Source organism: Flavobacterium sp., from assembly GCF_027531705.1.
Taxonomy (GTDB): Bacteria; Bacteroidota; Bacteroidia; order Flavobacteriales; family Flavobacteriaceae; genus Flavobacterium.
Genome location: NZ_JAPZSP010000018.1, coordinates 192,255 through 217,088, shown reverse-complemented (window position 1 = coordinate 217,088; position 24,834 = coordinate 192,255). Strand labels below are relative to the sequence as shown.

At 30.4% G+C, this 24,834-nt stretch carries 28 protein-coding genes; 20 read left to right on the top strand and 8 right to left on the bottom strand.

All coding sequences use genetic code 11. From position 1 onward, the window contains the following. Genes O9267_RS06755 through O9267_RS06715 form a run of 9 tightly spaced genes read left to right on the top strand, consistent with a single transcriptional unit; the run spans window position 1 to window position 10,036 of the window. The gene (locus tag O9267_RS06755; RefSeq protein WP_298177439.1) at window positions 1–1,389 is read left to right on the top strand and encodes a UDP-glycosyltransferase; all 1,389 of its coding nucleotides are present in this window, start codon (window positions 1–3) and stop codon (window positions 1,387–1,389) included. After that, a complete protein-coding gene (locus tag O9267_RS06750; protein WP_298177437.1) occupies window positions 1,386–2,522 on the top strand; it encodes a glycosyltransferase family 4 protein in 1,137 nt (378 codons plus the stop codon). Before O9267_RS06755 ends, O9267_RS06750 begins: the two co-directional genes overlap by 4 nt. Further along, window positions 2,522–3,523: a glycosyltransferase family 2 protein gene (locus O9267_RS06745; protein ID WP_298177434.1), complete on the top strand. Its 1,002-nt coding sequence runs from the start codon at window positions 2,522–2,524 to the stop codon at window positions 3,521–3,523. Before O9267_RS06750 ends, O9267_RS06745 begins: the two co-directional genes overlap by 1 nt. Beyond that, window positions 3,520–4,071 (top strand): serine acetyltransferase, encoded by a 552-nt coding sequence (locus O9267_RS06740; protein ID WP_298177432.1) that lies wholly within the window; start codon window positions 3,520–3,522, stop codon window positions 4,069–4,071. Before O9267_RS06745 ends, O9267_RS06740 begins: the two co-directional genes overlap by 4 nt. 9 nt (window positions 4,072–4,080) lie before the next feature. After that, entirely contained in the window at window positions 4,081–5,199 is a 1,119-nt protein-coding gene (locus O9267_RS06735) for a glycosyltransferase (RefSeq protein ID WP_298177430.1), read from the top strand. Continuing rightward, entirely contained in the window at window positions 5,196–6,257 is a 1,062-nt protein-coding gene (locus tag O9267_RS06730; RefSeq protein ID WP_298177428.1) for a glycosyltransferase, read from the top strand. The genes O9267_RS06735 and O9267_RS06730 overlap by 4 nt, the downstream gene beginning before the upstream one ends. Further along, window positions 6,254–7,612 (top strand): O-antigen ligase family protein, encoded by a 1,359-nt coding sequence (locus tag O9267_RS06725; protein WP_298177425.1) that lies wholly within the window; start codon window positions 6,254–6,256, stop codon window positions 7,610–7,612. The genes O9267_RS06730 and O9267_RS06725 overlap by 4 nt, the downstream gene beginning before the upstream one ends. Then, entirely contained in the window at window positions 7,572–8,585 is a 1,014-nt protein-coding gene (locus tag O9267_RS06720) for a glycosyltransferase family 4 protein (protein ID WP_298177422.1), read from the top strand. The genes O9267_RS06725 and O9267_RS06720 overlap by 41 nt, the downstream gene beginning before the upstream one ends. 53 nt (window positions 8,586–8,638) lie before the next feature. Next, a complete protein-coding gene (locus O9267_RS06715) occupies window positions 8,639–10,036 on the top strand; it encodes an exopolysaccharide biosynthesis polyprenyl glycosylphosphotransferase (RefSeq protein WP_298177420.1) in 1,398 nt (465 codons plus the stop codon). On the opposite strand, the gene O9267_RS06710 is transcribed toward O9267_RS06715, so the two are convergent. Continuing rightward, complete coding sequence (locus tag O9267_RS06710; protein ID WP_298177418.1) at window positions 10,004–11,137, bottom strand: DUF4105 domain-containing protein; 1,134 nt, start codon at window positions 11,135–11,137, stop codon at window positions 10,004–10,006. The genes O9267_RS06715 and O9267_RS06710 overlap by 33 nt on opposite strands. Before the next feature lie 6 nt (window positions 11,138–11,143). Further along, a complete protein-coding gene (locus tag O9267_RS06705; protein ID WP_298177728.1) occupies window positions 11,144–12,181 on the bottom strand; it encodes a PorV/PorQ family protein in 1,038 nt (345 codons plus the stop codon). Between the two features lie 139 nt (window positions 12,182–12,320). On the opposite strand from O9267_RS06705, the gene O9267_RS06700 reads away from it, so the two are divergent. The 6 genes from O9267_RS06700 to O9267_RS06675 are packed head-to-tail and all read left to right on the top strand — an operon-like array spanning window position 12,321 to window position 17,580. After that, window positions 12,321–13,019 (top strand): CDP-alcohol phosphatidyltransferase family protein, encoded by a 699-nt coding sequence (locus O9267_RS06700; protein WP_298177416.1) that lies wholly within the window; start codon window positions 12,321–12,323, stop codon window positions 13,017–13,019. Window positions 13,020–13,043: 24 nt separating this feature from the next. Then, window positions 13,044–13,883 carry a GH25 family lysozyme gene (locus tag O9267_RS06695; RefSeq protein WP_298177414.1) on the top strand — a complete coding sequence of 280 codons (840 nt, stop codon included), beginning with the start codon at window positions 13,044–13,046 and terminating at the stop codon, window positions 13,881–13,883. 34 nt (window positions 13,884–13,917) lie between these two features. Next, window positions 13,918–14,814 carry a MerR family transcriptional regulator gene (locus O9267_RS06690; RefSeq protein WP_298177412.1) on the top strand — a complete coding sequence of 299 codons (897 nt, stop codon included), beginning with the start codon at window positions 13,918–13,920 and terminating at the stop codon, window positions 14,812–14,814. Window positions 14,815–14,822: 8 nt separating this feature from the next. Next, a complete protein-coding gene (crtI, locus tag O9267_RS06685; protein ID WP_298177409.1) occupies window positions 14,823–16,295 on the top strand; it encodes a phytoene desaturase family protein in 1,473 nt (490 codons plus the stop codon). After that, on the top strand, window positions 16,292–17,131 hold the full coding sequence (locus O9267_RS06680; protein WP_298177407.1) for a phytoene/squalene synthase family protein: 840 nt from the start codon (window positions 16,292–16,294) through the stop codon (window positions 17,129–17,131). Before crtI ends, O9267_RS06680 begins: the two co-directional genes overlap by 4 nt. Next, the gene (locus O9267_RS06675; protein WP_298177405.1) at window positions 17,131–17,580 is read left to right on the top strand and encodes a sterol desaturase family protein; all 450 of its coding nucleotides are present in this window, start codon (window positions 17,131–17,133) and stop codon (window positions 17,578–17,580) included. The genes O9267_RS06680 and O9267_RS06675 overlap by 1 nt, the downstream gene beginning before the upstream one ends. Here O9267_RS06675 and O9267_RS06670 read toward each other — a convergent pair whose 3' ends face one another. From O9267_RS06670 to O9267_RS06650, 5 genes are all read right to left on the bottom strand, one after another. Beyond that, entirely contained in the window at window positions 17,581–17,805 is a 225-nt protein-coding gene (locus tag O9267_RS06670; protein ID WP_298177403.1) for a DUF5808 domain-containing protein, read from the bottom strand. Between the two features lie 2 nt (window positions 17,806–17,807). Next, entirely contained in the window at window positions 17,808–18,113 is a 306-nt protein-coding gene (locus tag O9267_RS06665) for a hypothetical protein (protein WP_298177401.1), read from the bottom strand. Beyond that, window positions 18,110–18,334, bottom strand: coding sequence for a hypothetical protein (locus O9267_RS06660; RefSeq protein ID WP_298177399.1), 225 nt, complete (start codon window positions 18,332–18,334; stop codon window positions 18,110–18,112). Before O9267_RS06660 ends, O9267_RS06665 begins: the two co-directional genes overlap by 4 nt. A gap of 85 nt (window positions 18,335–18,419) precedes the next feature. Next, window positions 18,420–18,725, bottom strand: coding sequence for a hypothetical protein (locus O9267_RS06655; RefSeq protein ID WP_298177397.1), 306 nt, complete (start codon window positions 18,723–18,725; stop codon window positions 18,420–18,422). 1 nt (window position 18,726) lies between these two features. Then, window positions 18,727–18,942 carry a hypothetical protein gene (locus O9267_RS06650; protein ID WP_298177395.1) on the bottom strand — a complete coding sequence of 72 codons (216 nt, stop codon included), beginning with the start codon at window positions 18,940–18,942 and terminating at the stop codon, window positions 18,727–18,729. Window positions 18,943–19,174: 232 nt separating this feature from the next. On the opposite strand from O9267_RS06650, the gene O9267_RS06645 reads away from it, so the two are divergent. Together O9267_RS06645 and O9267_RS06640 are read left to right on the top strand one after the other, a co-directional pair. Then, window positions 19,175–21,031 carry an ABC-F family ATP-binding cassette domain-containing protein gene (locus O9267_RS06645; RefSeq protein WP_298177727.1) on the top strand — a complete coding sequence of 619 codons (1,857 nt, stop codon included), beginning with the start codon at window positions 19,175–19,177 and terminating at the stop codon, window positions 21,029–21,031. Between the two features lie 56 nt (window positions 21,032–21,087). Continuing rightward, complete coding sequence (locus tag O9267_RS06640) at window positions 21,088–21,864, top strand: class I SAM-dependent methyltransferase (RefSeq protein WP_298177394.1); 777 nt, start codon at window positions 21,088–21,090, stop codon at window positions 21,862–21,864. A 51-nt stretch (window positions 21,865–21,915) separates the two neighbouring features. Here the strand turns inward: O9267_RS06640 and O9267_RS06635 are convergent, their stop codons facing one another. Beyond that, on the bottom strand, window positions 21,916–22,596 hold the full coding sequence (locus O9267_RS06635) for a hypothetical protein (RefSeq protein ID WP_298177392.1): 681 nt from the start codon (window positions 22,594–22,596) through the stop codon (window positions 21,916–21,918). A 334-nt stretch (window positions 22,597–22,930) separates the two neighbouring features. On the opposite strand from O9267_RS06635, the gene O9267_RS06630 reads away from it, so the two are divergent. The 3 genes from O9267_RS06630 (at window position 22,931) to O9267_RS06620 (ending at window position 24,806) form a co-directional block, all read left to right on the top strand. Next, window positions 22,931–23,629 carry an ABC transporter ATP-binding protein gene (locus O9267_RS06630; protein ID WP_298177390.1) on the top strand — a complete coding sequence of 233 codons (699 nt, stop codon included), beginning with the start codon at window positions 22,931–22,933 and terminating at the stop codon, window positions 23,627–23,629. Between the two features lie 230 nt (window positions 23,630–23,859). After that, window positions 23,860–24,429, top strand: coding sequence for a cob(I)yrinic acid a,c-diamide adenosyltransferase (locus O9267_RS06625; RefSeq protein ID WP_298177387.1), 570 nt, complete (start codon window positions 23,860–23,862; stop codon window positions 24,427–24,429). 155 nt (window positions 24,430–24,584) lie between these two features. Further along, entirely contained in the window at window positions 24,585–24,806 is a 222-nt protein-coding gene (locus O9267_RS06620; RefSeq protein WP_022828503.1) for a DUF2795 domain-containing protein, read from the top strand. Window positions 24,807–24,834: the final 28 nt, after the last annotated feature.

Below are 24,834 nucleotides of genomic sequence, written 5' to 3'. Positions count from 1 at the left end.
ATGAAGAAAAAAGTTTTAGTACTGTTACCAGATGGCGTTGGATTGAGGAATTTTGTTTACTCAAAGTTTCACGAATTAGGTTCGGAAGAATTTCATATTATTTATTGGAACGCAACTAATTTTAATCTTGATGAAATTGGATGTGAAGAAATAAAAATTAAAAATAAGAAGATAAATGTTTTTACTGATTTTTTTAAAAATGCCAAAACACATATCGAACTAAACTTAAATACCAAAAACGATTCTAACAAGGTCTATCAAAAATACAAGTTTCCATTTCCTAAAAATTCTTTAAAGTCTTTCCTTAAAAGTTTATTTAGTAAACTTCTAATTTTCTTATTCAATTCTGAAAAAGGATTAAAAATTATAAGAAAAATAATTAAAGCATTAGAAACTAAGACTGATTACTATAAAGACTGCATTGCAACATTAAAAAGTAGTAATCCAGATTTTGTATTTTGTACAAATCAGAGACCAGTTATTGCAATAGCTCCAATATTGGCAGCACAAAAGCTTGGTATTCCAACTGCTTGTTTCATTTATTCATGGGACAATCTTCCAAAAGCAACATTGTTATTAGAAACTGATTATTATTTTGTTTGGAGTAAGCACATGTTTAATGAGTTAAAAAAATATTATCCATTCATCAAAGAAAATCAAATCAAAATAACTGGAACACCTCAGTTTGAAAAACATACTGACTCAAATTTGATAATTGAAAAAGAAGTTTTTTTTAGAAATTATAATTTAGATGTTTCCAAAAAATACATTTGTTTTTCAGGTGATGATAGTACCACTTCTCCAAATGATCAGCTATATTTGAGAGATATTGCAAAAAATATAAAAAATCTTAACAATCTCGGAAATAATATTGGTGTAATTTTTAGAAAGTGTCCAGTAGATTTTTCCGATAGATATGATTCAGTTTTAAATGATTATAAAGATATAATAATTCCAATAGAACCAAAATGGAAAAAAATATCCGAAATGTGGGATACTGTTTTCCCTCAAAAAGAAGATTTGGAATTATTAGTAAATACAATTTACTACACCGAATATGTAGTCAATGTTGGTTCGTCAATGGTCTTTGACTACATAACTTATAACAAACCTTGTTTTTACCTAAATTATGAATTGCAGGATAAAATAGATAAAGAACATTATATAACTAAACTTTATGACTTTATTCATTTTGGTTCAATGCCAGATAAAGACAGTGTTATTTGGTTAAATTCTAGTGATGAACTCGAACAAAAATTGTTGAAAGGATTTGAGGAAAATTTGAATGTTATTAAAAATGCCTATGAATGGTTTAATGTTATTAACACGCATCCTATTGAAGACTCTTCTAAACGAATTGTTTCAACTATTAAAGATTTAATTAGATGAAGATAGCTTTTTTGACTTCAGAATATCCTCATCCAAAAACTAATTCGTCTGGAGGTATTGGAACTAGTATAAAAAATCTTGCTGAAACTCTAGTAAAACTTGATTGTAAAGTGATGGTGCTAGTTTATGGTCAAGATAAGGATGAACAGTTTACTGATAATGGAATTGTCATCAAGAAAATAAAAAATGTTAAATTCAAGGGATTGTCTTGGTGGCTGACTGCCAAAAAAATAGAAAAAACAATCAATGTTTTAGTAGACGAAAATAAAATTGATCTAGTTGAAGTACCAGATTGGACAGGTATAAGTTCATTTATAAATGTAAAATGTCCTTTGGTAATGAAGCTTCATGGTTCGGATACTTATTTTTGTCATCTTGACAAAAGACCTGTGAAATGGTGGAATAAGTTTCAAGAAAAAAGGGCCTATAAAAATGCAACTGCTATTGTTGCAGTAAGTGATTTTGTTGGAAAAATGAGCAACAAATTATTTGGCATAGAACGTAAATATGTGGTTATACCAAATGGGATTAATGTTGATAAATTTGTTTCCAAAAGCATAAAATCTGAAAATATTATTTTATATTTCGGAACAATTATTAGAAAAAAAGGTGTTCTTGAGTTGCCGCTAATTTTCAATAAAGTAGTCGAATCAAATCAAGAGGTTAAATTGGTAATTATTGGAAGAGATACATCTGACATTATTACTGGATCAAATTCTACATGGGAATTAGTACAGTCATTATTTTCTGAAAAGGCAAAAAAGAATGTTGAGTATAAAGGAAGCATTTCTTACGATAACATTAATGAAGAGATAGAAAAATCGGCTGTTTGTGTTTTTCCTTCTTTTGCAGAGGCTTTTCCAGTTTCATGGCTTGAAGCTATGGCTATGCAAAAACCAATAGTTGCTTCTAATATAGGTTGGGCAAATGAGATGATTGATAATAATCTTAATGGTGTTTTAGTAAGTCCAATAGATCATTTTGTTTTTGCACAAAAAATCATAAATCTATTAGAAAATAAAGAGTTGCAGGCAAAAATGGGATTAAATGCAAGAATGAAAGCTGAGCAAAATTTTAGTAATTTAGTTATAGCAAAAAGAAATATCGAATTTTATAAAAAGTTAACCGTTTAATGAATCTTTCTCTTGTCATTTGTACATATATGCGTCCAAAGCCTTTAGTAACGCTTTTGGATTCTATTGTTACGCAGACTAAAAAACCAAACGAAATTATCATAGTTGACGGGTCGATTAATGATGAAACTAAAAAGATACTAAATGATAGTAATTATAATCTATCAATAAAATATTTTTTGATCGAAAAAGAGCAAAGAGGACTTACAAAACAACGAAATTTTGGTGTTTCTAAAGTTAGTGAGGACATTGAAATCATTTCTTTTTTAGATGATGATATTATTTTAGAACCAAATTATTTTGAAGAGATTAGTAAATCATTTCAAGATAACAAAAATGCCATAGGTGTCGGTGGAATTGATTTAAAGGAAAATATCTATTTCGAAATTGAAGAAGATAAAAAATATAATGAAGCTGATTATTTTATATTCGACGGATGGGTTTGTAAAGAATCTGCTAGAAATAAAATAAGAAAAAAAATGGGATTAATGTCTAGTCTTCAGCCTGATTTAATTCCTGAATTCTCGCATGGACGGAGTGCATTGCCACCAAATGGTAAAACCTATAAAGTTGACCATTTTATGGGTGGAATAGCTACTTATAAAAAAGATATTTTCAATTCAATTACCTTTTCAACTTTTTTTGAAGGTTATGGTTTGTATGAAGATTTTGATTTTTGTGTTCGAGCTTCTCATTTTGGTGACTTATTAGTGAATACAAATGCTAAAGTTTGGCATTATCATGCTCCATCAGGAAGGCCAAATCAGTTTAAATATGGTAAAATGGTGGTGCGAAACGGATGGTATGTATGGCGTGTGAAGTATCCTAATCCTTCGTTTAAGGCAAAACTAAAATGGCATGCAATTACTTTACTACTAATTTTTATTCGTTTTTTTAATATCTTTACTACTTCAGAAAAAAAGTCAGCTTTGACCGAAAGTACGGGCAGATTTATTGCTTGGTTATTGCTATTTGTTATAAAGCCAAAAGAAAAAAAATGAATACTTTTAGACTTATCCAAAGTGATTATAAAAAATATATAAAATACGGAAATAACTTTTTCTCAACATTTTTTTTAACTCAAGGGTTTTGGGCTGTTTTTCATTACAGAATAGCACATTTTATCTCTACTTTAAAAGTGCCTATTGTAAAACAGTTTCTTCAACTATTATGTGTTTTTGGCCAAAAAATAATTGAAATCACAACTGGAATTTCAATACCAGCATCAGTCAAGATTGGTCATTCTTTTTACATAGGACATTTTGGAGGAATCATAATTAATTCAAATACAATAATTGGAAACAATTGTAATATTGCTCAAGGAGTCACTTTTGGAGTTTCTGGTGTAAATGAAAATAGAGGAACACCGGTTATTGGTGATAATGTTTATATTGGTGCAAATTCTGTTATAGTTGGAAAAATCAAAGTTGGAAATAATGTTCTAATTGGCGCATGTTCTCTTGTTAATTCAGATGTTGAGGATTGTTCTGTAATGTTGGGAGTGCCAGCAAAAAAGGTTTCAAACAAAGGTTCGGAAGGATATATATAAAGAGGATAAATGAAGTTATTAGTTATTTCTGCAGCACCATTAATTATTTCAGATTCGAAATGGAAGGCATATGATCCTTACATTAAAGAAATGTCAATTTGGGCTAAATATTCCGATTCTATTCAATTTTGTTGCCCGATATGGAAAGACGAAAAAAAACTTTTAGTTTCTCAAGTGCCTTTTAATTTTGAAAAACCAATTGAGTTATTTGAATTCAATATAAAATCTTTTCAAAATGCTATTCACTCTATTTGGTATTCGTTAAAAAACATAGTTATTATTTATAAAGCAATGAAAAGTGCTGATCATATTCATTTGAGATGCCCTGGAAACATTGGATTATTGGGTTGTTTTGTTCAAATATTATTTCCCCATAAAAAGAAAACAGCCAAATATGCTGGTAATTGGATTTCTCAAGATAAACAACCTTTTAGTTATAAACTTCAAAAAACAATTCTTGAGAATACTTTTTTGACCAAAAATATGAATGTTCTAGTATATGGAACGCCTAAAAATTATTCAAAAAACATAAAACCGTTTTTCACAGCTACCTATTTTGAATCTGATAAAATTGAGTTTATGTCAAAATCATTTTCTGATGGAATTAAGTTTTTATTTGTTGGAACTTTATCTGCGGGTAAAAGACCATTTTATGCAATTCAAATTGTCGAAAAGATACTGTGTCTTGGATATAAAGCTACTTTAGAGTTGTATGGTGAAGGAATGGAAAGAGACAAATTAACCAGTTATTTAAAGTCAAATAACTTAGAGAAAAATATTTTTCTAAAAGGAAATCAAACTGCCGAAATTATAAAGAAAGAATATCAAAAAGCTCATTTTATGATATTGCCTTCTAAAAGTGAAGGCTGGCCAAAAGCTGTAGCAGAAGCAATGTTCATGGGATGTTTGCCAATTGCTACAAAAATATCTTGTGTGCCGAATATGTTGAATGATGGTGAAAGAGGATTGCTGTTAGAAATGAATATAGATAAAGATGTAGATTCAATTGAAAAATTAATTAACAACGATACTAACTATAATGCTAAAGTAAGAAAAGCTCTTGAATGGTCGCAAAACTATACTATCGATAGATTTGAAGAAGAAATTAAGTTACTTTTACAGCCATGAAAATAATTCAATTGGTAGATTCTTTAGAAGTTGGTGGTGCTGAGCGCATGGCGGTCAATTATGCCAATATTTTAGCTAAAAAAATTGAAATTTCATCTTTAGTAGTTACAAGAAAAGAAGGTGATTTAAAAAAACAGCTTGAAAAAAATGTTGATTATTTGTTTTTAAACAAAAAAAATGTTTTCGATTTTAAGGCACTAATGCTTCTGAGAAATTATGTAAAGAAAAATAAAATTGATTGGATTCATGCTCATAGTAGTTCATTTTTTCTAGCAGTGTTACTAAAATTAGTTTGTCAAAATATTAAAATTATATGGCATGATCATAATGGGAATAGGTTAAAAAGTAAATCAAATATTTACTTAATTATTTTTTCTGTTTTTTTTAATAAGGTAATCACTGTTAGTGAAGAATTAAAGCAATGGTCCAAAAAGAAATTAATGACAAAAGATGTTGTTTTTTTTCCAAACTTTATTTTTGATAGCAATTCTGCCAACAAAACTTTACTTAAAGGAATTGACGGTAAGCGAATTATTTGTATTGCTAATTTAAGAAACCCTAAGAATCATTTTTTTTTATTAAAATCATTTTTTGAAAGTAAAATTTATAGACAAGATTGGACATTACATTTTGTTGGAAAAATGCATGATGATGAGTATTCAAATCAATTATTAGATTTTGTAAAAATTAATAATTTGCAACAAAATGTTTTTTTTTATAATATTTGTCAAGATGTTTTGAATGTATTAAAACAATCAGAAATAGCTGTTATAGCTTCTTATTATGAAGGATTGCCAGTTTCTTTGATAGAGTATGCAGCTTCTAAAAAAGCTGTTATATCTACTAAAGTAGGGCAAATACCAAATATAATTACGCACCAAGAAAATGGACTGCTTATAGATGTTAATGATGAATTACAGTTCAAAAGTGCTTTGCTAACATTATCCAATGATTTAGATTTAAGACAAAAATTAGGAAATAATTTATTTAAAACTTACAATCAACTATTTTCTGCAACAACAACTATTGAAAAATATATTAATTGGATAAAAAAATGAAAACCATAAATAAGGATTATTATTTTTTGCTTCTAATTATTCATGTATTAATTGGATTTGTTATTTTTCAGTTTCCTTTTACTGCAAAAATTTATAGCCTTTTAATAATTGCTATAGGATTATTTCATGTTTTTACGACTAAAGATAAAAACAATGAAGTATTGATAATCTGTTCTTATATAACTGGTGCAGAAATATTATTAAGAATGACTGAAGGTTCTGTTTTTGAGTTTGGTAAGTACTCAATTATATTGTTTTCTTCTATTGGAATTTTGTATCACAGAGTATCAAACAGATCAATAATTTATATTATTTATTTCTTTTTATTGATGCCTGGGGTTTTATTAGCTTATACCAATTTTGCTGAGAATACAGATGCTCGTTTAGCAATAGCATTCAATATTTCTGGACCAATTTGCCTAGCTTTTGCATCGGTTTATTGTATTGATATGAAAATTTCTCTTGAAAGAGTATTTGATGTTGTAAGAACTGTTTCCTATCCAATAGTCTCTACAGTTGTATATTTGTATCTATATACTCCAAGTATAAAAAACATTGTAACGAGCACTGGATCTAATTTTGAAGCTTCTGGAGGTTTTGGGCCTAACCAAGTTTCAACCATTTTAGGTTTAGGGATTTTTACTTTCTTTGTGCTTATTTTATTTAAGTCAAAAAATACACTTCTATTAATAACTAATCTCTTAATCCTTGTTTTTATTGCTTTTAGAGGTATAATCACTTTTTCGAGAGGCGGTATTTTTACAGCATTAGTAATGATTTTGATTATGTTAGTTGTTATATTTAATAGAGTTAATAAAATAACTAGAGTAAAGGTCGTTTTTCTTTTATTATTTGGTTTTATTATCGGTCTAGGTGTATGGACTTACAGTTCTTCGCAAACAAATGGATTAATTGAAAAAAGATATTCTAATCAAGATGCACGTGGAAGGGTAAAAGAGGATAGGCTAGGTGGAAGAGAAGTGTTGTTTGAGTCAGAAATTGATATGTTTCTTCAGAATCCTTTCTTAGGAGTTGGTGTTGGTAGAGCAAAAGAAGTTAGATTAGAAAATATTGGAATTGAAGCATCTTCTCATAATGAACTCTCAAGAGTTCCGGCTGAACACGGAATAGTGGGTATTATAATGTTAATATTGTTACTTGTTACACCACTCATTTTTTACATGAATAACAAGCAAAATATATTTCTTCTTTCATTTTATTTATTTTGGCTTTTAACTATCAATCACGCTGCCATGCGATTAGCCGCGCCAGCTTTTATTTACGCTTTATCATTATTAAAAGTTACTATTGCAGATGAAACCAAAACTCCTATACATAGGGAACAAACTCTCTAAGCACGGTTTCAATGTAACAACAATTGAAACTTTAGGAAAATCTTTTGAAGATGAAGGATTTTCTATGGTTTATACTTCTGATAAGAAAAATCAATTTATCAGATTAGTAAGTATGTTTTTATCTACGTTGGTTAATGCTAGAAAAGTTGATTATATAATCATTGACACCTATAGTACTTCAAGTTTTTGGTATGTTTTTTTTTGTAGCCAAATAGCAAGAGTTTTCAAAACAAAATACATCCCAATTCTACATGGTGGAAATTTACCCAATCGGCTTAAAAATAATACTGCCTTAAGTAAAATGATTTTTGCAAATTCCTACTCAAATGTCGCGCCATCAAAATACCTTCAAAGTGTTTTCTTAGAATATGGTTTTGATAATACAATTTATATTCCAAATGTTCTTGAAATTGCCAATTATAAATTTAAAGAAAGAAATTCTTTTGAACCCAAAATTTTATGGGTTAGAGCTTTTGCATCTATTTATAATCCCAAAATGGCAATTGATGTTTTTAATTTTATTAAATCTGATTATCCAAATGCAACTTTATGTATGGTCGGACCAGATAAAGACGGCTCTTTGGAAACCACAAAAAAATATGCTGAAGAGTTAGAGCTAAATGTAAATTTTACTGGTAGATTGTCCAAAGAAAAATGGTTAGAACTATCACATAACTACGATATCTTCATAAACACAACTAATATCGACAATACTCCAATAAGCGTAATGGAAGCAATGGCTATGGGATTACCAGTAATTTCAACAAATGTTGGTGGAATTCCTTATTTATTAGATGATAAAGTTGATAGTTTATTAGTGACAGATTGCGATAGCACTGCAATGGCAAATTCTATAAAATATATAATTAAAAACCCTGAAATTGCATCCAAAATCGCCTATAACGCTAGAACAAAAGTTGAATCTTTCGACTGGAATTCTGTAAAAAAGTTGTGGAATAATCTTTTAAAATAACCGTTAAAAATCTAAAAAAGCTGTTACTTTGCAAAATAAATTAGATTAGATAAATGCAAAGCAATAAAAAGATACACTTTGAAGTTTCTGAAAGAAAAATTCTTCTCAGAGTTTTTGATGTATTATCTGTTTTGTTTTTTCTGTATTTGATTTCTCAAGTGTTTGATTTTGAGTATTTCAATATTTCAAAAAGAAATTTTTATTGGACAATAGTTCTAGGGTTATATCTGAATGTTATTGGAACTGTATTTGAAATGTATAATTTGCAAGTTGCAAGTAATCAATTTCAAGTTATTAAAAGTATAATTCTAACAGCTTCAACTACTGTTCTAATTTACTTGTTAACCCCAATTTTAACGCCAACGTTACCAAGTAATCGTCTTCAAATTATTTATTTTTATCTTGCAGTTTTAATTGCACTCTTTCTTTGGAGACTTTTTTATGTAAAATTTCTGGCTTCTGATAGATTTGTCAAAAAAGTAATCCTGATTTGTGATAAAGAACAACTGGAAGAGTTAGTTCTTGGTCTAGAAAACGCTGATCCTCATTATAAAATTGTTGGCTACATAAATTCGGATGTTTCAAATGAAAAAATGAAATCTGAAAAGAGTTTTGTAGAAAATATAAAGATTGATAATTTAGAAGATTTCGTAAAAGAAAACTCTGTTTCTGAAGTTGTAATTGCGTCCCAAAAAACAGACGGAATTACTGTAAATTTATACAATCAACTAATACATCTTTTAGAAAATGGTTTCATAATTAGAGAATATACACAGGTTTATGAAAGCATCACCCAAAGAATTCCAGTACAATATGTAGCTAGAGATTTTTACAGGTATTTCCCTTTTAGCCGAAGTAATCAAAATCGATTGTATTTGTTAGGCGTTCGTATTTTTGAAATCATAATTTCATTGATTGGATTATCCGTAGGTTTGCTAATTCTTCCATTAATTCTATTAGGAAATCTTCTTGGTAATAGAGGAAAATTATTCTACACCCAAAAACGGGTTGGGAAAAACGGAAAAGTTTTTAAAATACTGAAATTCAGAACAATGATAAAAAATGCCGAAAAAAATGGAGCTGTTTTTAGCAAAAAAAATGATGCCAGAATTACAGCTTTCGGAAAGTTTCTTCGCAAATCTCGTTTGGATGAGTTTCCTCAGTTTATAAATATATTAAAAGGAGATATGGCAGTTATCGGTCCAAGACCAGAAAGACCAGTTTTTGTTAGAGAAATTGCCGAAATAATGCCTTTTTATGAAACACGCCATGTAATAAAACCTGGACTTACAGGTTGGGCTCAAGTCAATTATTCTTATGGAGCAACCATTGATGATAGTTTGATAAAATTGCAATACGATTTATATTACATCAAACACCGAAGCATTTTTATTGATATCAATATTATCGTTAAAACTTTAAGTACGGTCGTTTTTTACAGAGGTCAATAAACTCTTTTGTTGAATCCATTTTTTTACCAAAATATAAATGGCGGTTAGCATAAAAGGTAATACCAAATTCAAATGTGGTTTTGATAGCATCATCAACAAATAGACTAGCAACATTCCAAAACTTGCTAACAATAAACCTTTTAGAATTCTACCACCTTTTATAAATGGAATCAAGAGAAAAATAGGATTGAACAACAATGCATTGTAATTCAATAATAATTCTTTGTGAAGTGAATAACTTCCAACCCAAATAAAGAAAACTCCCAAAATCCCTAAAATAATCAAGTAGATATTAAATAAAAATCGCTTATTTATCAAGATGATTACTAGTAATATACTCGAAATAAAGTAGATGCTATTAAAGAAATTAAAAGTAAATTTTGGTTGCTCAGCTTGTACAACAGTTTCATTTGAAGCTACCAATGGTTTTCCATCAACACTAATTTTGTTCAAACTATTTAATAATTCTATCGGAAGAAAAAGTTGGGTAGCTCTATCATCAACTCGTTGTCCAAATATGATGTTGATTCCCAATTTATACCAAAAATAATTTTCAAAATAAGGATACAAAGTTTCTCGATAAGTCACATCTGTATTAGAGGATTTCTTAATTTGGTTAGTATCGCCCAAAACAGTGTTGAGTTTGTCAACAACCATTGTTGTACAGTTTTTATCAATAAATTTATAGGTATAATATTTCTCTTCCGAATAAAGTGAAGTAGTCAAGAGTTCTAATAAATTCTGCTTTTGCTGTTGCGAAAGATTCAGCTTTTGCTCAATAACTTCTCGTTTTTCTAATTGATATTCATATAAAAATTGATCGTAAGAACTTGCTGCAACATAATATTTTAAATCACCTTTGACAAATTTTAAATAAAAATTTCCTTCACTAAAATCAAACATTCCATAGTTGAAAACAACATCTAAACTATTGGAAACATCTTGAATTCTTATAGCTGTATGACCAAAAGTTGTGTATAATTCTTCTCCATTTCCGCATGTTAAAACACTTATTTTGGCATTTTCAGATAAAGGCGCCATTTGCGAAAAAGCAACAATCGAAAAAAGAAAGGAAAGGAATAAGAAGGTTTTTTTCAACATATAATTCTATCTAAAAATACTTAAATCAACTTTCAGCGAAAAAACATTCGAATACAAAGCGGCACTTTGGTTACCCAAATCAGTCAAAGCATAATCAATCTGAATACCTTTATACCTGAACCCTAAACCTATATTTGGCTGAAAACCAAGCTTTTTGCTTCCATCAATTTGAGTCAAATTTTGAAAATTACCAAATCCTGTTCGTAAAAAAACCATGTCTTGATAACCACCTTCAAAACCAATGGCCGGATCAATACTTACTAATTCACTCGAAATTATATCATTGGTTTGTGTAAATTGCATATTCAAATTGGCTGCAGCCAAAAGACTCATTTCGTTGTGAAACTCATATTTTTTTGACATTCCCAATTGTGCTTTTGGTGCGGTAATTTCGGTACTTTCAGGTAACTCTTGGTTTTCTCCTGGAATTGCATTTTTAATTTTGGCATATTCATCTTCGTCAATATTCCAAATATTATAGGTTGTAGTAATGTCTCTAACCATCAAACCAAAATACCAATTATTTCGTTCAAATTGAATTCCGGCATCAACACCAAATCCCCACGAATTGGCAAATTTTCCAATTATTCTTCGAATCACTTTGGCATTGGCACCATAATTCAAACCTTCTAAACGTGTTTTTCTGGCATACGAAAAGGTAAAACCATAATCGGCAGTTGAAAATTTGCTTATTCTGTTGTAATCAATATTTCCTTCACTATCAATAAGTTGTGTGGTGTTCAAAATATCATCAACACCAAATCGTATCATCGAAATTCCCCAAGCACTTCGGTCATCAATTGGTTTTGCATAAGCAGCATAATCATATTGTGCAATATTCGCAAAATAACTTGCGTGCATCAATCCAAGTTGACTGTCTTCCATGTCAACCAATCCAGCCGGATTCCAATAACCCGAATTTACATCGTGTGTGCTTGCTACCATTGTATTAGCCATACCAAGTGCTGCAGCATCAACCCCAATATTCATAAACTCGTTTGAATATTTACGAACGGATTGCGCATTTGAGGAGAAAAACGCCAATAAAAGCAATAAAAAGGTGTGTTTTTTCAAGTAATTTTATTTTTTACAAATATCATATAAAAATCTATAATAAAAAACGCACTTGTCTTCAAGTTATTGTATTAAATTTGTCAACTACAAATAATTTTAAATTTTTAAGATGAATATCAAAAAACATATTCCCAATATACTAACGCTTCTCAACTTATTTTGTGGTTGTGTAGCCATCGTTTTTATTGCTATTGGTCGCCCGGAAAATGCTTTTTTTATGGTAGCTTTGGGAATCTTTTTTGACTTTTTTGATGGTTTTTTTGCTCGAAAGTTTGGTGTTGCTGGACCATTAGGAGTGCAACTTGATTCTTTAGCTGATATGGTTACAAGTGGTGTAGCGCCAGGTTTTTTGATGTATAAAATGATTACAAGTTTAGCATATGATACGGATATATTTTCTCCTTTTGCTTCAATTGGATTTGTAATAACTCTTGGTGCTTGTTATCGTTTGGCTAATTTCAATATTGATACACGTCAATCGGATTCTTTTATTGGTTTGCCAACGCCTGCCAATACTTTGCTTATAATGAGTTTACCACTTATTGAAAACGAAATGATAACTGCTTTTTTATCCAATCAGTGGACTTTAGTCGTTATTTCATTTATTAGTGCTTATGTAATGAATGCTGAAATTCCGTTATTTTCTCTAAAAATTAAAAACTTTAGTTTCCAAAAATACAAACTTCAAATTGGTTTTTTACTAGCTTCTATAGTAATGCTTCTGACTTTACAGTTTCTTGCAATTCCTTTAATAATAATTACTTATGTGTTATTGTCGGTTGCTAATAATTTAATGGCTAAGAAATAAATTTTAGATAATTTAAAATTATTAATGGCAAAAACCACCAGAAAAACTCCAACACGTAGACGAACTTCTAAAAAGAAAAGTGGTTTTATATCTGCTAAAATCATTTTTATTTTAGTAGCATTTTTTGCATTTTCATTTGGAGTTTATCATTATCGCGAGGCTTTGTTGTTTTATTTTAGTTTCAAAACCAATAAAGTTTATAAAGAAGATAAAGTTGCTAAGGCTAGAATTTTTCAAATATTAAGCAATAACAAAGACAAAGTTGTCGGATTTGATGTATCTCAATTTCAAGGTGAAATCAATTGGTCAGAAATCGATTCGGTTGAAGGTTTTAAACTAGATTATGTTTTTATAAGAGCAACAGCTGGAAGCGATAAATTAGATTCAAGATTTGAAGAAAATTGGTCAAACGCCAGAAAGCATAAATTCATTCGTGGTGCTTATCATTATTATCGTCCAAACGAAAATTCACTTGAACAAGCTAAAAATTTTATCAATAATGTTAAACTTCGAAAAGGAGATTTTCCACCAGTTTTAGATATTGAAAAATTGCCCGAAAGCCAATCTGTCGATAGTTTAAAAGTTGGATTGAAAAGATGGCTCATTGCCGTTGAAAACCATTACAAAGTAAAACCTATAATATATTCAGGAGAAAAATATTATGAAGATTTTCTTAAAGAAGAATTTGAAGGTTATACGTTTTGGATTGCTAATTATAACTTTTGGGTGGAAGGAATTAAGGATGATTGGCAGTTTTGGCAGTTTACAGAAAAGGCTAGAATTAATGGTGTTTCTGAAAATGTTGATATAAATATTTATAATGGTTCGTTAAAAATGTTGTTTTATTTGACAGTTTCAAAATAAAGAATTACTTTTGTTTAACTTATTTTGAAAAAAGATGAACAATATAAAATCTGTTTTTAGTATCAAAGACCTCGAAAACCTTCCAGGAATCAAGGCTCACACTATTCGTATATGGGAAAAAAGATACGATGTATTAAAGCCAATGCGAACAGATACCAACATCCGTTTGTATGATACAGATAATCTTCAGAAACTTTTGAATATAACTTTACTTCATAATTATGGTTATAAAATTTCAACTATTTCAAAATATACTGATGAAAAAATTCCCGAGTTAGTCAGAGAAATTATCAATAAAAAAAGTGTAAAACATCATGCTATTAGCGAGTTTAAAATGGCAATGATGAACTTTGATCAGGTTCAATTTACCCTAACTTATGATAAATTATTGTCTGAAAAATCATTTACAGATGTTTTTTACGAAGTATTTATTCCTTTAATGACAGAATTAGGTTTGTTGTGGCAATCTGATACAATAACGCCTGCTCACGAACATTTTATTACCTATTTAATTAAACAAAAAATAATAGCTAATACCGAAAAAATTCAATACCTTGAACCAACGAAAACTAATAGGGTTTTTGTTCTTTATTTACCTGACAACGAAATCCATGAGCTAGGTTTGTTGTATTTGAATTACGAGATCATTTCTAATGGTTATAAATCTATATATTTGGGTGAGAGTGTTCCAATTGATAGTTTAAAAGAAGTTTGCAAGAATTTTGATAATATAACTTTTATTGCTTACACCACTGTAAAACCTGAACCTGATGAGATTAACGAGTATGTTACTCAAATTAAAAATGAAGTTTTAAACGAAGATGCTGAAGTTTGGTTTATTGGAAGAATGGTTGAAAATATTTCTCCCAATAAATTATCTAATAATGTGAGAAAATTTGAAACTATCAGCTCTTTAGTAAACGAATTATAAAAAAGTAAATGCAACAAGCAAAAAAAATAGCGATTATAGGTTCAGGTTTTTCTTCATTAGCAGCTTCATGTTATTTGGCTAAGGCTGGTTTTGATGTTACTGTTTATGAAAAAAATGCAACTGTTGGCGGAAGAGCACGTCAGCTAAAAGGAAACGGTTTTACTTTTGACATAGGACCAACATGGTATTGGATGCCAGATGTTTTTGAAAAATTCTTCAATGATTTTGACAAAAAACCTTCTGATTATTTTACTTTAGAAAAGCTTTCTCCTGCTTACAAAGTTTATTTTGGCGAAAATGATTCGATTGATATTGCTGATAATCTTAACGATATTGTAACCACTTTCGAATCTATTGAAAAAGGAAGCGGTAAAAAACTTGAAAAATTTATCGGTGAAGCCAAAACCAATTATGACATTGCTATAAAGGAATTGGTTTATCGTCCAGGTGATTCTATAATAGAGTTGGTCACTTTGGAAACTGCCAAACGAGTTACACAATTTTTCTCGACTATAAGTAAAACGGTAAAATCTAAATTCAAAGATTTTCGTTTGCAACAAATATTGGAATTTCCTGTTTTGTTTCTTGGTGCAAAACCATCGAACACACCTGGATTTTATAATTTTATGAATTATGCCGATTTTGGTTTGGGAACTTGGCATCCAAAAGGCGGAATGTACAAAGTGGTTGAAGCGATGGAAACTCTTGCTGTTGAGCTTGGAGTGAAATTTCAAATCAATGCAAATGTTGAAAAAATTACAACTTCCAATAATAAAACAACGGGTCTAATTGTAAATGGAAAAGCCATCGTTTCTGACGTAGTTTTGAGTGGTGCCGATTACCATTTTACCGAAACTTTGTTAGAAAGTTCGCAACGTCAATATTCTGAAAACTATTGGAGTAAAAAGACTTTTGCGCCTTCATCGTTACTTTTTTATGTTGGTTTTGATAAAAAAATTGAAAATGTAAATCATCATACTTTATTTTTTGATGCTGCTTTTGAGCAACATGCCAAAGAAATTTACGACACCAAAAAATGGCCTGAAAATCCACTTTTTTACGCAAGTTTTCCATCAAAAACGGATGATGCTTTTGCACCAAATGGAAGTGAAGCTGCTATTTTCCTAATTCCGTTAGCAACAGATTTGGAAGATACACCAGCACTTAGAGAAAAATATTTTAACATGATTATGGACCGATTTGAAAAATTAACCAAGCAATCTGTTAGAAAAAATATAATCTTTAAAGATTCATTTTGCGTAAATGATTTTAAAGAACAATACAATTCTTATGGTGGAAACGCCTACGGATTGGCAAATATATTAACCCAAACGGCTTTTTTAAGACCTAAAATTGAAAGTAAAAAAGTTGGAAATCTCTACTTTACTGGACAATTAACGGTTCCAGGTCCAGGAGTTCCGCCTGCATTAATTTCTGGAAAAATTGCTAGTGATAAAATAATTAAAGCGTACAAAATATGAAAAGTTTATTTGACAAATCATCATTAGATTGTAGCAAGAGAATTACTAAAAATTACAGTACTTCTTTTTCATTGGCCATAAAAATGCTTTCGCCAAAAATTCAAGATGATATTTATGCTATTTATGGTTTTGTGCGTTGTGCAGACGAAATTGTAGATAGTTTTGAAGGATATGATCAAGAAGAATTATTATCGGAGTTTGAAATTGAATTTCACAAAGCTTATGACAGAAAAATAAGTTTGAATCCTGTTTTGAATGCCTTTCAAGAAGTGGTGCATCGTTTTGATATGATGGATTTGGTAATTCCATTTCTTAAAAGTATGCGAATGGATTTGCACAAAACCGAATATTTAACAAAATCTGAATATGAAGAATATATTTATGGTTCGGCTGATGTTGTGGGTTTAATGTGTTTGCTAGTTTTCGTTGAAGGCGATAGAGTAAAGTATAACGAATTGAAAAGTAGCGCAATGAAATTGGGTTCGGCATTTCAAAAAGTAAATTTTTTACGTGATTTGAAACATGATAGCGAAACTTTGGGAAGAGTTTATTTTCCAAGTATTGATGTAAATAATTTGTCGCATGATTGCAAAAGAAAATTAGTTGCCGAAATTGATGCTGATTTTAAAGAAGCGTTAATTGGTATTAAAATGTTGCCAAAAAGTGCTAAATTTGGTGTTTATACAGCTTATAAATATTACAAAAGTTTGTTGAAAAAAATTGCAAAGACTGAACCTGAAGAAATTTTGAACAAAAGAATTCGTGTAGACGATTTTAGTAAATTATTTATAGTAAGTAAATCGTATGTTCGATACCAACTTAATATGACTTTATAATGGAAATTTTACTTTTTATTGCAATAACATTGCTTACTTTTTTAACAATGGAAGGTATCACTTGGTGTACACATAAGTTTGTTATGCATGGCTTTTTGTGGTATTTACATGCCGATCATCATCAACCAAAATACCAAGGGGTTTTCGAAAAAAACGATGCTTTTTTTGTCATTTTTGCTATACCAAGTATTTTATTGTTTTACAACGGTATCAATCCAGAACTTAACTTCAAGTTTTTTATCGGATTAGGAATTTTATTTTATGGGATTGCCTATTTTGTTGTACATGATATCATTATTCACCAACGTTTTAAGTTGTTTACAAGAACAAAAAACAAGTATATTGTTGGTTTGCGAAAAGCCCACAAAATTCATCACAAGCATTTAGGAAAAGAAGACGGTGAATGTTTCGGAATGCTAAATGTTCCTAAAAAATATTTTAAAATTTAATTACTTATTTTCAATCATATAAATAATAAATCCAAAAAATGCAATCATAGCCAGTAAAGCTAGATAACTTTTTGGATTGGCAAAATTTAGTGTAATTCCCATCCATTTAATCGCCTTTGGGACAAAAACTCTATCATCATCTTTATTATAATAAATGCCACCAAATTTCCAATTGTTTGAATCTTTATGCCATTTTTCAATAGTTTCTTGGGTTGGTTCTTGCATGGTTATAGAAGTTTGCTAAGTTCGTCAGGATTTTTTTGATTGTTCCAGAAAAGGTGTAAATCAACAATTTTTGCATTTTGATTGATTGAATAATAAAGTGTTGTTTGTTTTGAAATTACAAAAATATAGAGTTTCAAATTAGAGTTATATTTTCCAAGAAGTGGATTTATTGATAATCTATCCAAATTTTCAACTACTAATTCCTGAAATTTTTCAGCTTCTTTCTGATTCCATTTAAAACAAATATATTCAATCTCAGCAAGATATGTGATCTCAGAATTAAGTTGCCAGATTATTTTATAACTCATTTTAAAAAAGGATACTTTTCTCTTACTCTTTTCATTACTTCTTCAGTTGTCGATCCTTTTCCTTCTTTAGCTTCCTTTATTGATTTTTCAATTACTTTGACAAATAACGGATGATCTTCAATATTTGCGTACGTTTTCTCAGAATTATAAGCTACAGTAGGTTCTTCAACTTTAGAAATATTTGAATCTGGAGTTTTATATTTTTTATTTGAATTGTCCATTCAATTTTGATTTAAATATCAAATATACAAATTTTATTTTTTGGTATTTTGAAAAACTAAATAGAAATTTAATATAAAATATTGGTTATAAAAGTTTTTTGAGTTCGTTAGGATTTTTTTGATTGTTCCAGAAAAGATATAATTCGATTTTAATTATATCATTGTTAATACTGTAATATAAAGTTGTTTGTTTTGAAATAACAAGAGAATAAACTTGATAATTGCTATTATAAATACCTGTTCTTGGATTTTTGGATAAACGTTCTAAATTCTCTTCAACAATTATTTTAAACTTTTCAACTTCTATAATGTTCCATTTTAATAGTATAAATTCACATTCATCAATATATGAATCTATAGCTGTAATGTCCCAACTTAAAATGTAATTCATTTCAAAAAGGAAGTTTTGATTTAATTTTTTGCATAGCTTCTTCATGAGAAAAACTCAATCCTTGCTCATGTTGTTTTTTTGATTTTTCCAATAATTGTACTAACACTGGATGCAATTCAGAATCATCGGTTTTTTTCTCTAAAGAATATTCTGTAGCTGGTTCTTCAACTTTATTTAAGTCTAGCTTTTTATCTTTTTTATTTGAATCTTCGCTCATGGCAAATAGTTTTGAAAACCAAATATACAAATTTTATTTTTTGGTGTTTTGAAAAACAAAACAAAAGTTCAATACAAAAACTCCATAGCCCCGATTGCAGTGGCACGAAGTAGAACGGAAAGCGGGAAAAAGGTGAACTGATAAATCCCGAACCATTCGCTTCTAATAAACTTGAAACTTTAAACCTTTAAACTTGAAACAAAAGACTATTTTTGCAGAAAAAAATACAATTGTGAATTACCTTTCTGTAGAAAATATATCAAAATCTTTTGGCGAACGAACGTTGTTCAAAGACATTTCGTTTGGAATAAATAAAGATCAAAAAATTGCTTTTATTGCCAAAAATGGTTCGGGCAAAACGTGTATAATGAAGATTATTAACGGTGAAGACGAACCTGATTCTGGTCAAGTGGTGATTAGAAAGGAAATTAAAATGGCGTTTCTATCGCAAGTACCGCAATTGCAAGACGAATTGACGGTTGAAGAAAGCATTTTTGCATCTGATAATGAGATTTTGCACATTATAGAACGTTACGAAAAAGCGCTCGAAAATCCAGACGATACCGAAGCTTACCAAAAGGCTTTTGACGATATGGATAGACATAATGCTTGGGATTTTGAAACGCAGTTCAAGCAAATTTTGTTCAAACTGAAGTTGGAAGATTTCAAATTGAAAGTAAAAAACATGTCAGGCGGACAGAAAAAACGTCTTTCGTTAGCGATAATTTTGATTAATCGCCCCGATTTGTTGATTTTGGATGAGCCTACCAATCACCTTGATTTAGAGATGATTGAATGGCTGGAAAGTTATTTTGCCAAAGAAAATATTACGCTGTTTATGGTTACGCACGATCGTTTCTTTTTGGAGCGTGTTTGCAACGAAATCATAGAACTTGACAACGGGAAATTATACAGTTACAAAGGAAATTATTCGTATTATTTAGAGAAAAAAGAAGAACGATTAGCATCAGAAAGCGCTAGTATTGATAAAGCTCAAAATCTTTTTGTGAAAGAATTGGCGTGGATGCGAAGACAACCAAAAGCGCGAACAACGAAGTCAAAATCACGTCAAGATGATTTTTACAAAATAAAAGAAGTTGCCGAAAGTCGCCGAAAAGAAAACAAAGTCGAACTCGAAATCAATATGGAACGTCTTGGAAGCAAGATTATTGAGTTGCATAAAATTTCGAAAAAGTTTGGCGATAAAAAGATTTTAGAAAATTTTAGTTTCGATTTTCAACGTGGCGCTCGTATCGGAATTATTGGTAAAAACGGAACTGGTAAATCGACTTTCTTAAATTTACTAACTCAAACAATTCCAACTGATTCTGGAAAAGTGGTTACTGGCGATACCATAAAAATTGGTTATTACACTCAAAGCGGAATTAACCCAAAACCTGGACAACGCGTTATAGATATTATCAAAGAATACGGCGAGTATATTCCGTTGATGAAAGGGAAATTGATTTCGGCTTCGCAATTGTTAGAACGTTTTCTTTTCGATAATAAAAAACAATACGATTTTGTAGAAAAATTAAGTGGTGGCGAATTGAAACGTTTGTATTTGTGTACGGTTTTGATTCAGAATCCAAATTTCTTAATTCTCGATGAACCAACAAATGATTTGGATATTGTAACGTTGAATGTTTTAGAAAGCTTCTTGTTAGATTTTCCTGGTTGTTTGCTTGTAGTTTCTCACGACCGATATTTTATGGATAAAATTGTGGACGATTTATTCGTTTTTAGAGGCGACGGAATTGTAGAAAATTTTCCAGGAAATTATTCCGATTTTAGAGCCTATGAAGATTCAGCCGAACCAACAAACAAAGATGATAACAAAGAAAAAGTTAATTGGAAAACTAAAACCATTTCTTCTGGATTAGATTTTAACGAGCAAAAAGAATTCAATAAAATTGAAAAAGAAATAAAAGATTTAGAATTCCAAAAGAAACAAATAGAACAACTATTCTCAGACGGAAAAGTTGCTGATAACGAAATCGAAACAAAAGCAAACGAACTTCAAAAAGTGATTAAAACACTTGAGGAAAAAGAAGAACGTTGGTTTGAGTTGACTTCAAAAATGGAATAAAAATTAGTTTTCAGTCACAGTCGCAGTTTGCAGACTGAAAACTGTGACTGAAAACTGTGACTATATTAAAATCATACCTAAAATTCCTTTACAACTCCAAAAACGAACACGGAGTTCACTCGCCGTTTGTGTTTTCTTTGGTTAGTAAATGTTTTTATGATAAAAAAAAATATCCAGAATATTCCATTCTAAAGTATTACAGAAACTCACTTTTGCAAAACAAAAACACAATCGAAGTTACTGATTTTGGAGCAGGTTCAAGAGTTTTTAAAAGTAATACTAGAGCCATAAACCAAATAGCCAAAAACGCTGGAATTTCTCGAAAAAGAGCGGAATTATTATTTAGAATTGTAAATTATTTTCAGCCTGAAACTATTCTTGAAATTGGAACTTCGTTAGGTTTAGCAACTTCAGCAATGTCTTTAGGAAATAAAAAAGCAAAGATTATTTCTTTAGAAGGTTGTCCAAATACAATTAATCAATGTCAATGGCAATTGCAAAAATTCAATATCAATAATGTTGAATGTATAAATACCGAATTTTCAAGCCATCTAAAAACCTACAACCTACAACCTACAACCTATAACCTAATCTACTTCGACGGCAACCATTCCAAAAAAGCAACTTTAGAATATTTTGAACTTTTACTGCCAACAATAACCAACGATTCTGTGTGGATTTTCGACGATATTCATTGGTCAAAAGACATGGAAGAAGCTTGGGAAATAATTAAAAATCATTCAAAAGTTACTGTAACCATCGATACTTTCCAGTGGGGAATTGTGTTCTTTAGAAGTGAACAGAAAAAAGAACATTTTGTGATAAGAGCATAAAAAAAATGACAACCATTGCTGATTGCCATTTCCCTGAATTAACAATTATGTTTACTCTTTAGCTTCGGCAGTTTCTCTGCTTTTTGCTCCAATTCTATTAGTTTTAAACATTGGACCAAATTTGAATTTAATTGAAGCAATTTTGTTATTGTCTTCAGTTGTTAAACCTTCTTTTTCAACCGTGTTTTTTCTGTTATCTAACGCTTCATACATCAATTTGATTTCGTCATAATCTTCTCTTGAAAAATCTCCTTTATTGTCTTTGTAAGATTGAAAAAAGGTGTCGTAAACTTTTAAGATATTATCTTTATTTACCCACGCAAAACTCATGTCTTCACCAATTTTTCCAGCTCCAAATAATCTATCTCTTAATAATTGACTTGCACTTGGTTTTGCTGCTGCTTTTTTAACTTCTGCTTTTGCTGTTACACTGACTTTTAATTCGTCATATTTTGTAGTTGATGAATTAATTTTTTCTTGCGACGAAGTTTTAGTTTCATTGTCAAGATTTGTTATTGCATCAGATGCCTCTGAATTTTTTCTGTCAAAATCCATCTGAATTTTGTCCCAGTTTGCTTCCAATTCATCTGCATTGGCAGCTTTTAGTGAGTCAACATAAATTTCAAGCTCTGTAATTCTTTGATCAGCCAATTCTTTTTCTTTGTTTTTACAAGAAACTATTCCTAATAGTACCATCGAAAACAACCCAATTTTTAATACACTTTTTTTCATAATTAGTAAGTTTAAATATTTGATGTAAAACTAATTACAACTCTTGGCTAATATGTTATACATTTATGTCTTAAACTTATATAATTAACATTTTTGTTTGTAACAAATTCATTTTTTTACTACTAATTGGTTATCAAAGTAAATTTTAAAAATCATGGAAACACAAGGCTTTTTCAAATCAAAAACGTACAAGTTCCTAATTCCATTTACTGTAATTTTGGGGATTATTGTATTAATCAAATCTGGCTATCATTTTGGTCAATGGTTATTTCATGTTATTAATTAAACTTTCTTTCGTAATTTTATAAGCTAAAATCGTAATCAGCAATTTTCAATGGCAAATCCACTCATAAACATTACCAATATCAAAAGAGATTTCGTTTTAGGAAGCGAAACTATATACGTTCTCAAAGGAATCGATTTGCAAATCAACAAAGGTGAGTATGTAGCACTTATGGGACCATCAGGTTCAGGAAAATCAACTTTGATGAACATTTTAGGTTGTCTCGACACGCCAACTTCTGGAACATACATCTTAAACGGAAAAGATGTCAGCAAAATGCAAGACGACGATTTGGCCGAAATCCGTAACAAAGAAATCGGATTTGTTTTTCAAACATTCAATCTTTTGCCACGAACAACTGCGCTCGATAATGTTGCATTGCCTATGATTTATGCAGGTTTTTCCAAATCAGAAAGAAATATTCGCGCAACCGAAGTTCTAAAACAAGTCGGATTAGACGACCGTATGGATCACCAACCTAACCAACTTTCGGGCGGTCAACGCCAGCGAGTTGCAGTGGCAAGAGCTTTAGTCAACAAGCCATCCATCATTCTAGCCGACGAACCAACGGGAAATCTTGACAGTAAAACTTCAGTCGAAATCATGAAACTTTTCGGTGATATTCACGCCAACGGAAACACCGTAATCCTAGTAACTCACGAAGAAGACATCGCCAAATACGCCCACAGAGTAATCCGATTAAGAGACGGAATTATTGAAAGTGATAATCCAAACAAAGACCATTTATAGTCGTCATGCTGAGCACTGTCTAAGTAGGAGCGAATGGCTCGGGCTTTATCAGTAGTGGTAATTCCTGCCGCCGTTCCAATCTTTTCCAAACCTAAAAAAGGTTTAGAAAAGGATTTCCACTCTGTCAGGGCTAGAAGACAATCCATTTGAATTTTTGTTATATTTGAAAAAGATTTAAGAGCAAAAGAAACTCATAAACTTTTAACCTTTTAAACTTCTAAACTAAAAAAATGAAAGTATACACCAAAACTGGCGATACAGGAACAACCGCTCTTTTCGGAGGAACAAGAGTGCCAAAACATCATATAAGAATAGAAAGCTACGGCACTGTTGACGAACTAAACTCACATATCGGATTAATTCGCGACCAAGATATTAATTCCATCTATAAAAATGTTTTAATAGAAGTGCAAGATCGACTTTTTACAGTTGGAGCCATTTTAGCAACACCACCTGAAAAAGAAACGCTAAAAAGCGGCGAAAAACGTTTGCAAAACTTAGGAATTATAGAAACCGATATCGAATTTTTAGAAAACCAAATCGACTCAATGGAAGAATCACTTCCACCAATGACACATTTTGTACTTCCCGGCGGACATACAACTGTGTCATATTGTCATATTGCGCGTTGCGTATGCCGTCGTGCAGAGCGTTTAGCCGTGCATCTTAATGACATAGAACCTACAAATGAAATGGTAATTAAGTACCTAAACCGACTTTCTGACTACCTTTTTGTATTGGCACGAAAGTTGTCCTACGACCTAAAAGCTGATGAAGTTCAGTGGATACCAAGAAAGTAGTCAGTAGCAGTTTTAGCCAGCATTTACTGCTCGCTGAGACTGAAAACTGAAAACTAAAAAACACGTTCTTAACTTTAATCGTAAAATAAATCATTTTTTACTTGACTTTTTCAGTAATAAATTTATTTTTGCATAAATTATAAAATCGAAAGCAGATGTATTGGACATTAGAATTAGCATCTTATTTAAGTGATGCACCGTGGCCTGCAACCAAAGATGAACTTATAGACTACGCTATTAGAGCAGGTGCTCCTTTAGAAGTTGTTGAAAACCTTCAATCTATAGAAGACGAAGGCGAAATATATGAATCAATGGAAGAAATTTGGCCAGATTATCCAACTGACGAAGATTATCTTTGGAACGAGGATGAATATTAACAAAAAATAAACAAACACAACATTGAAA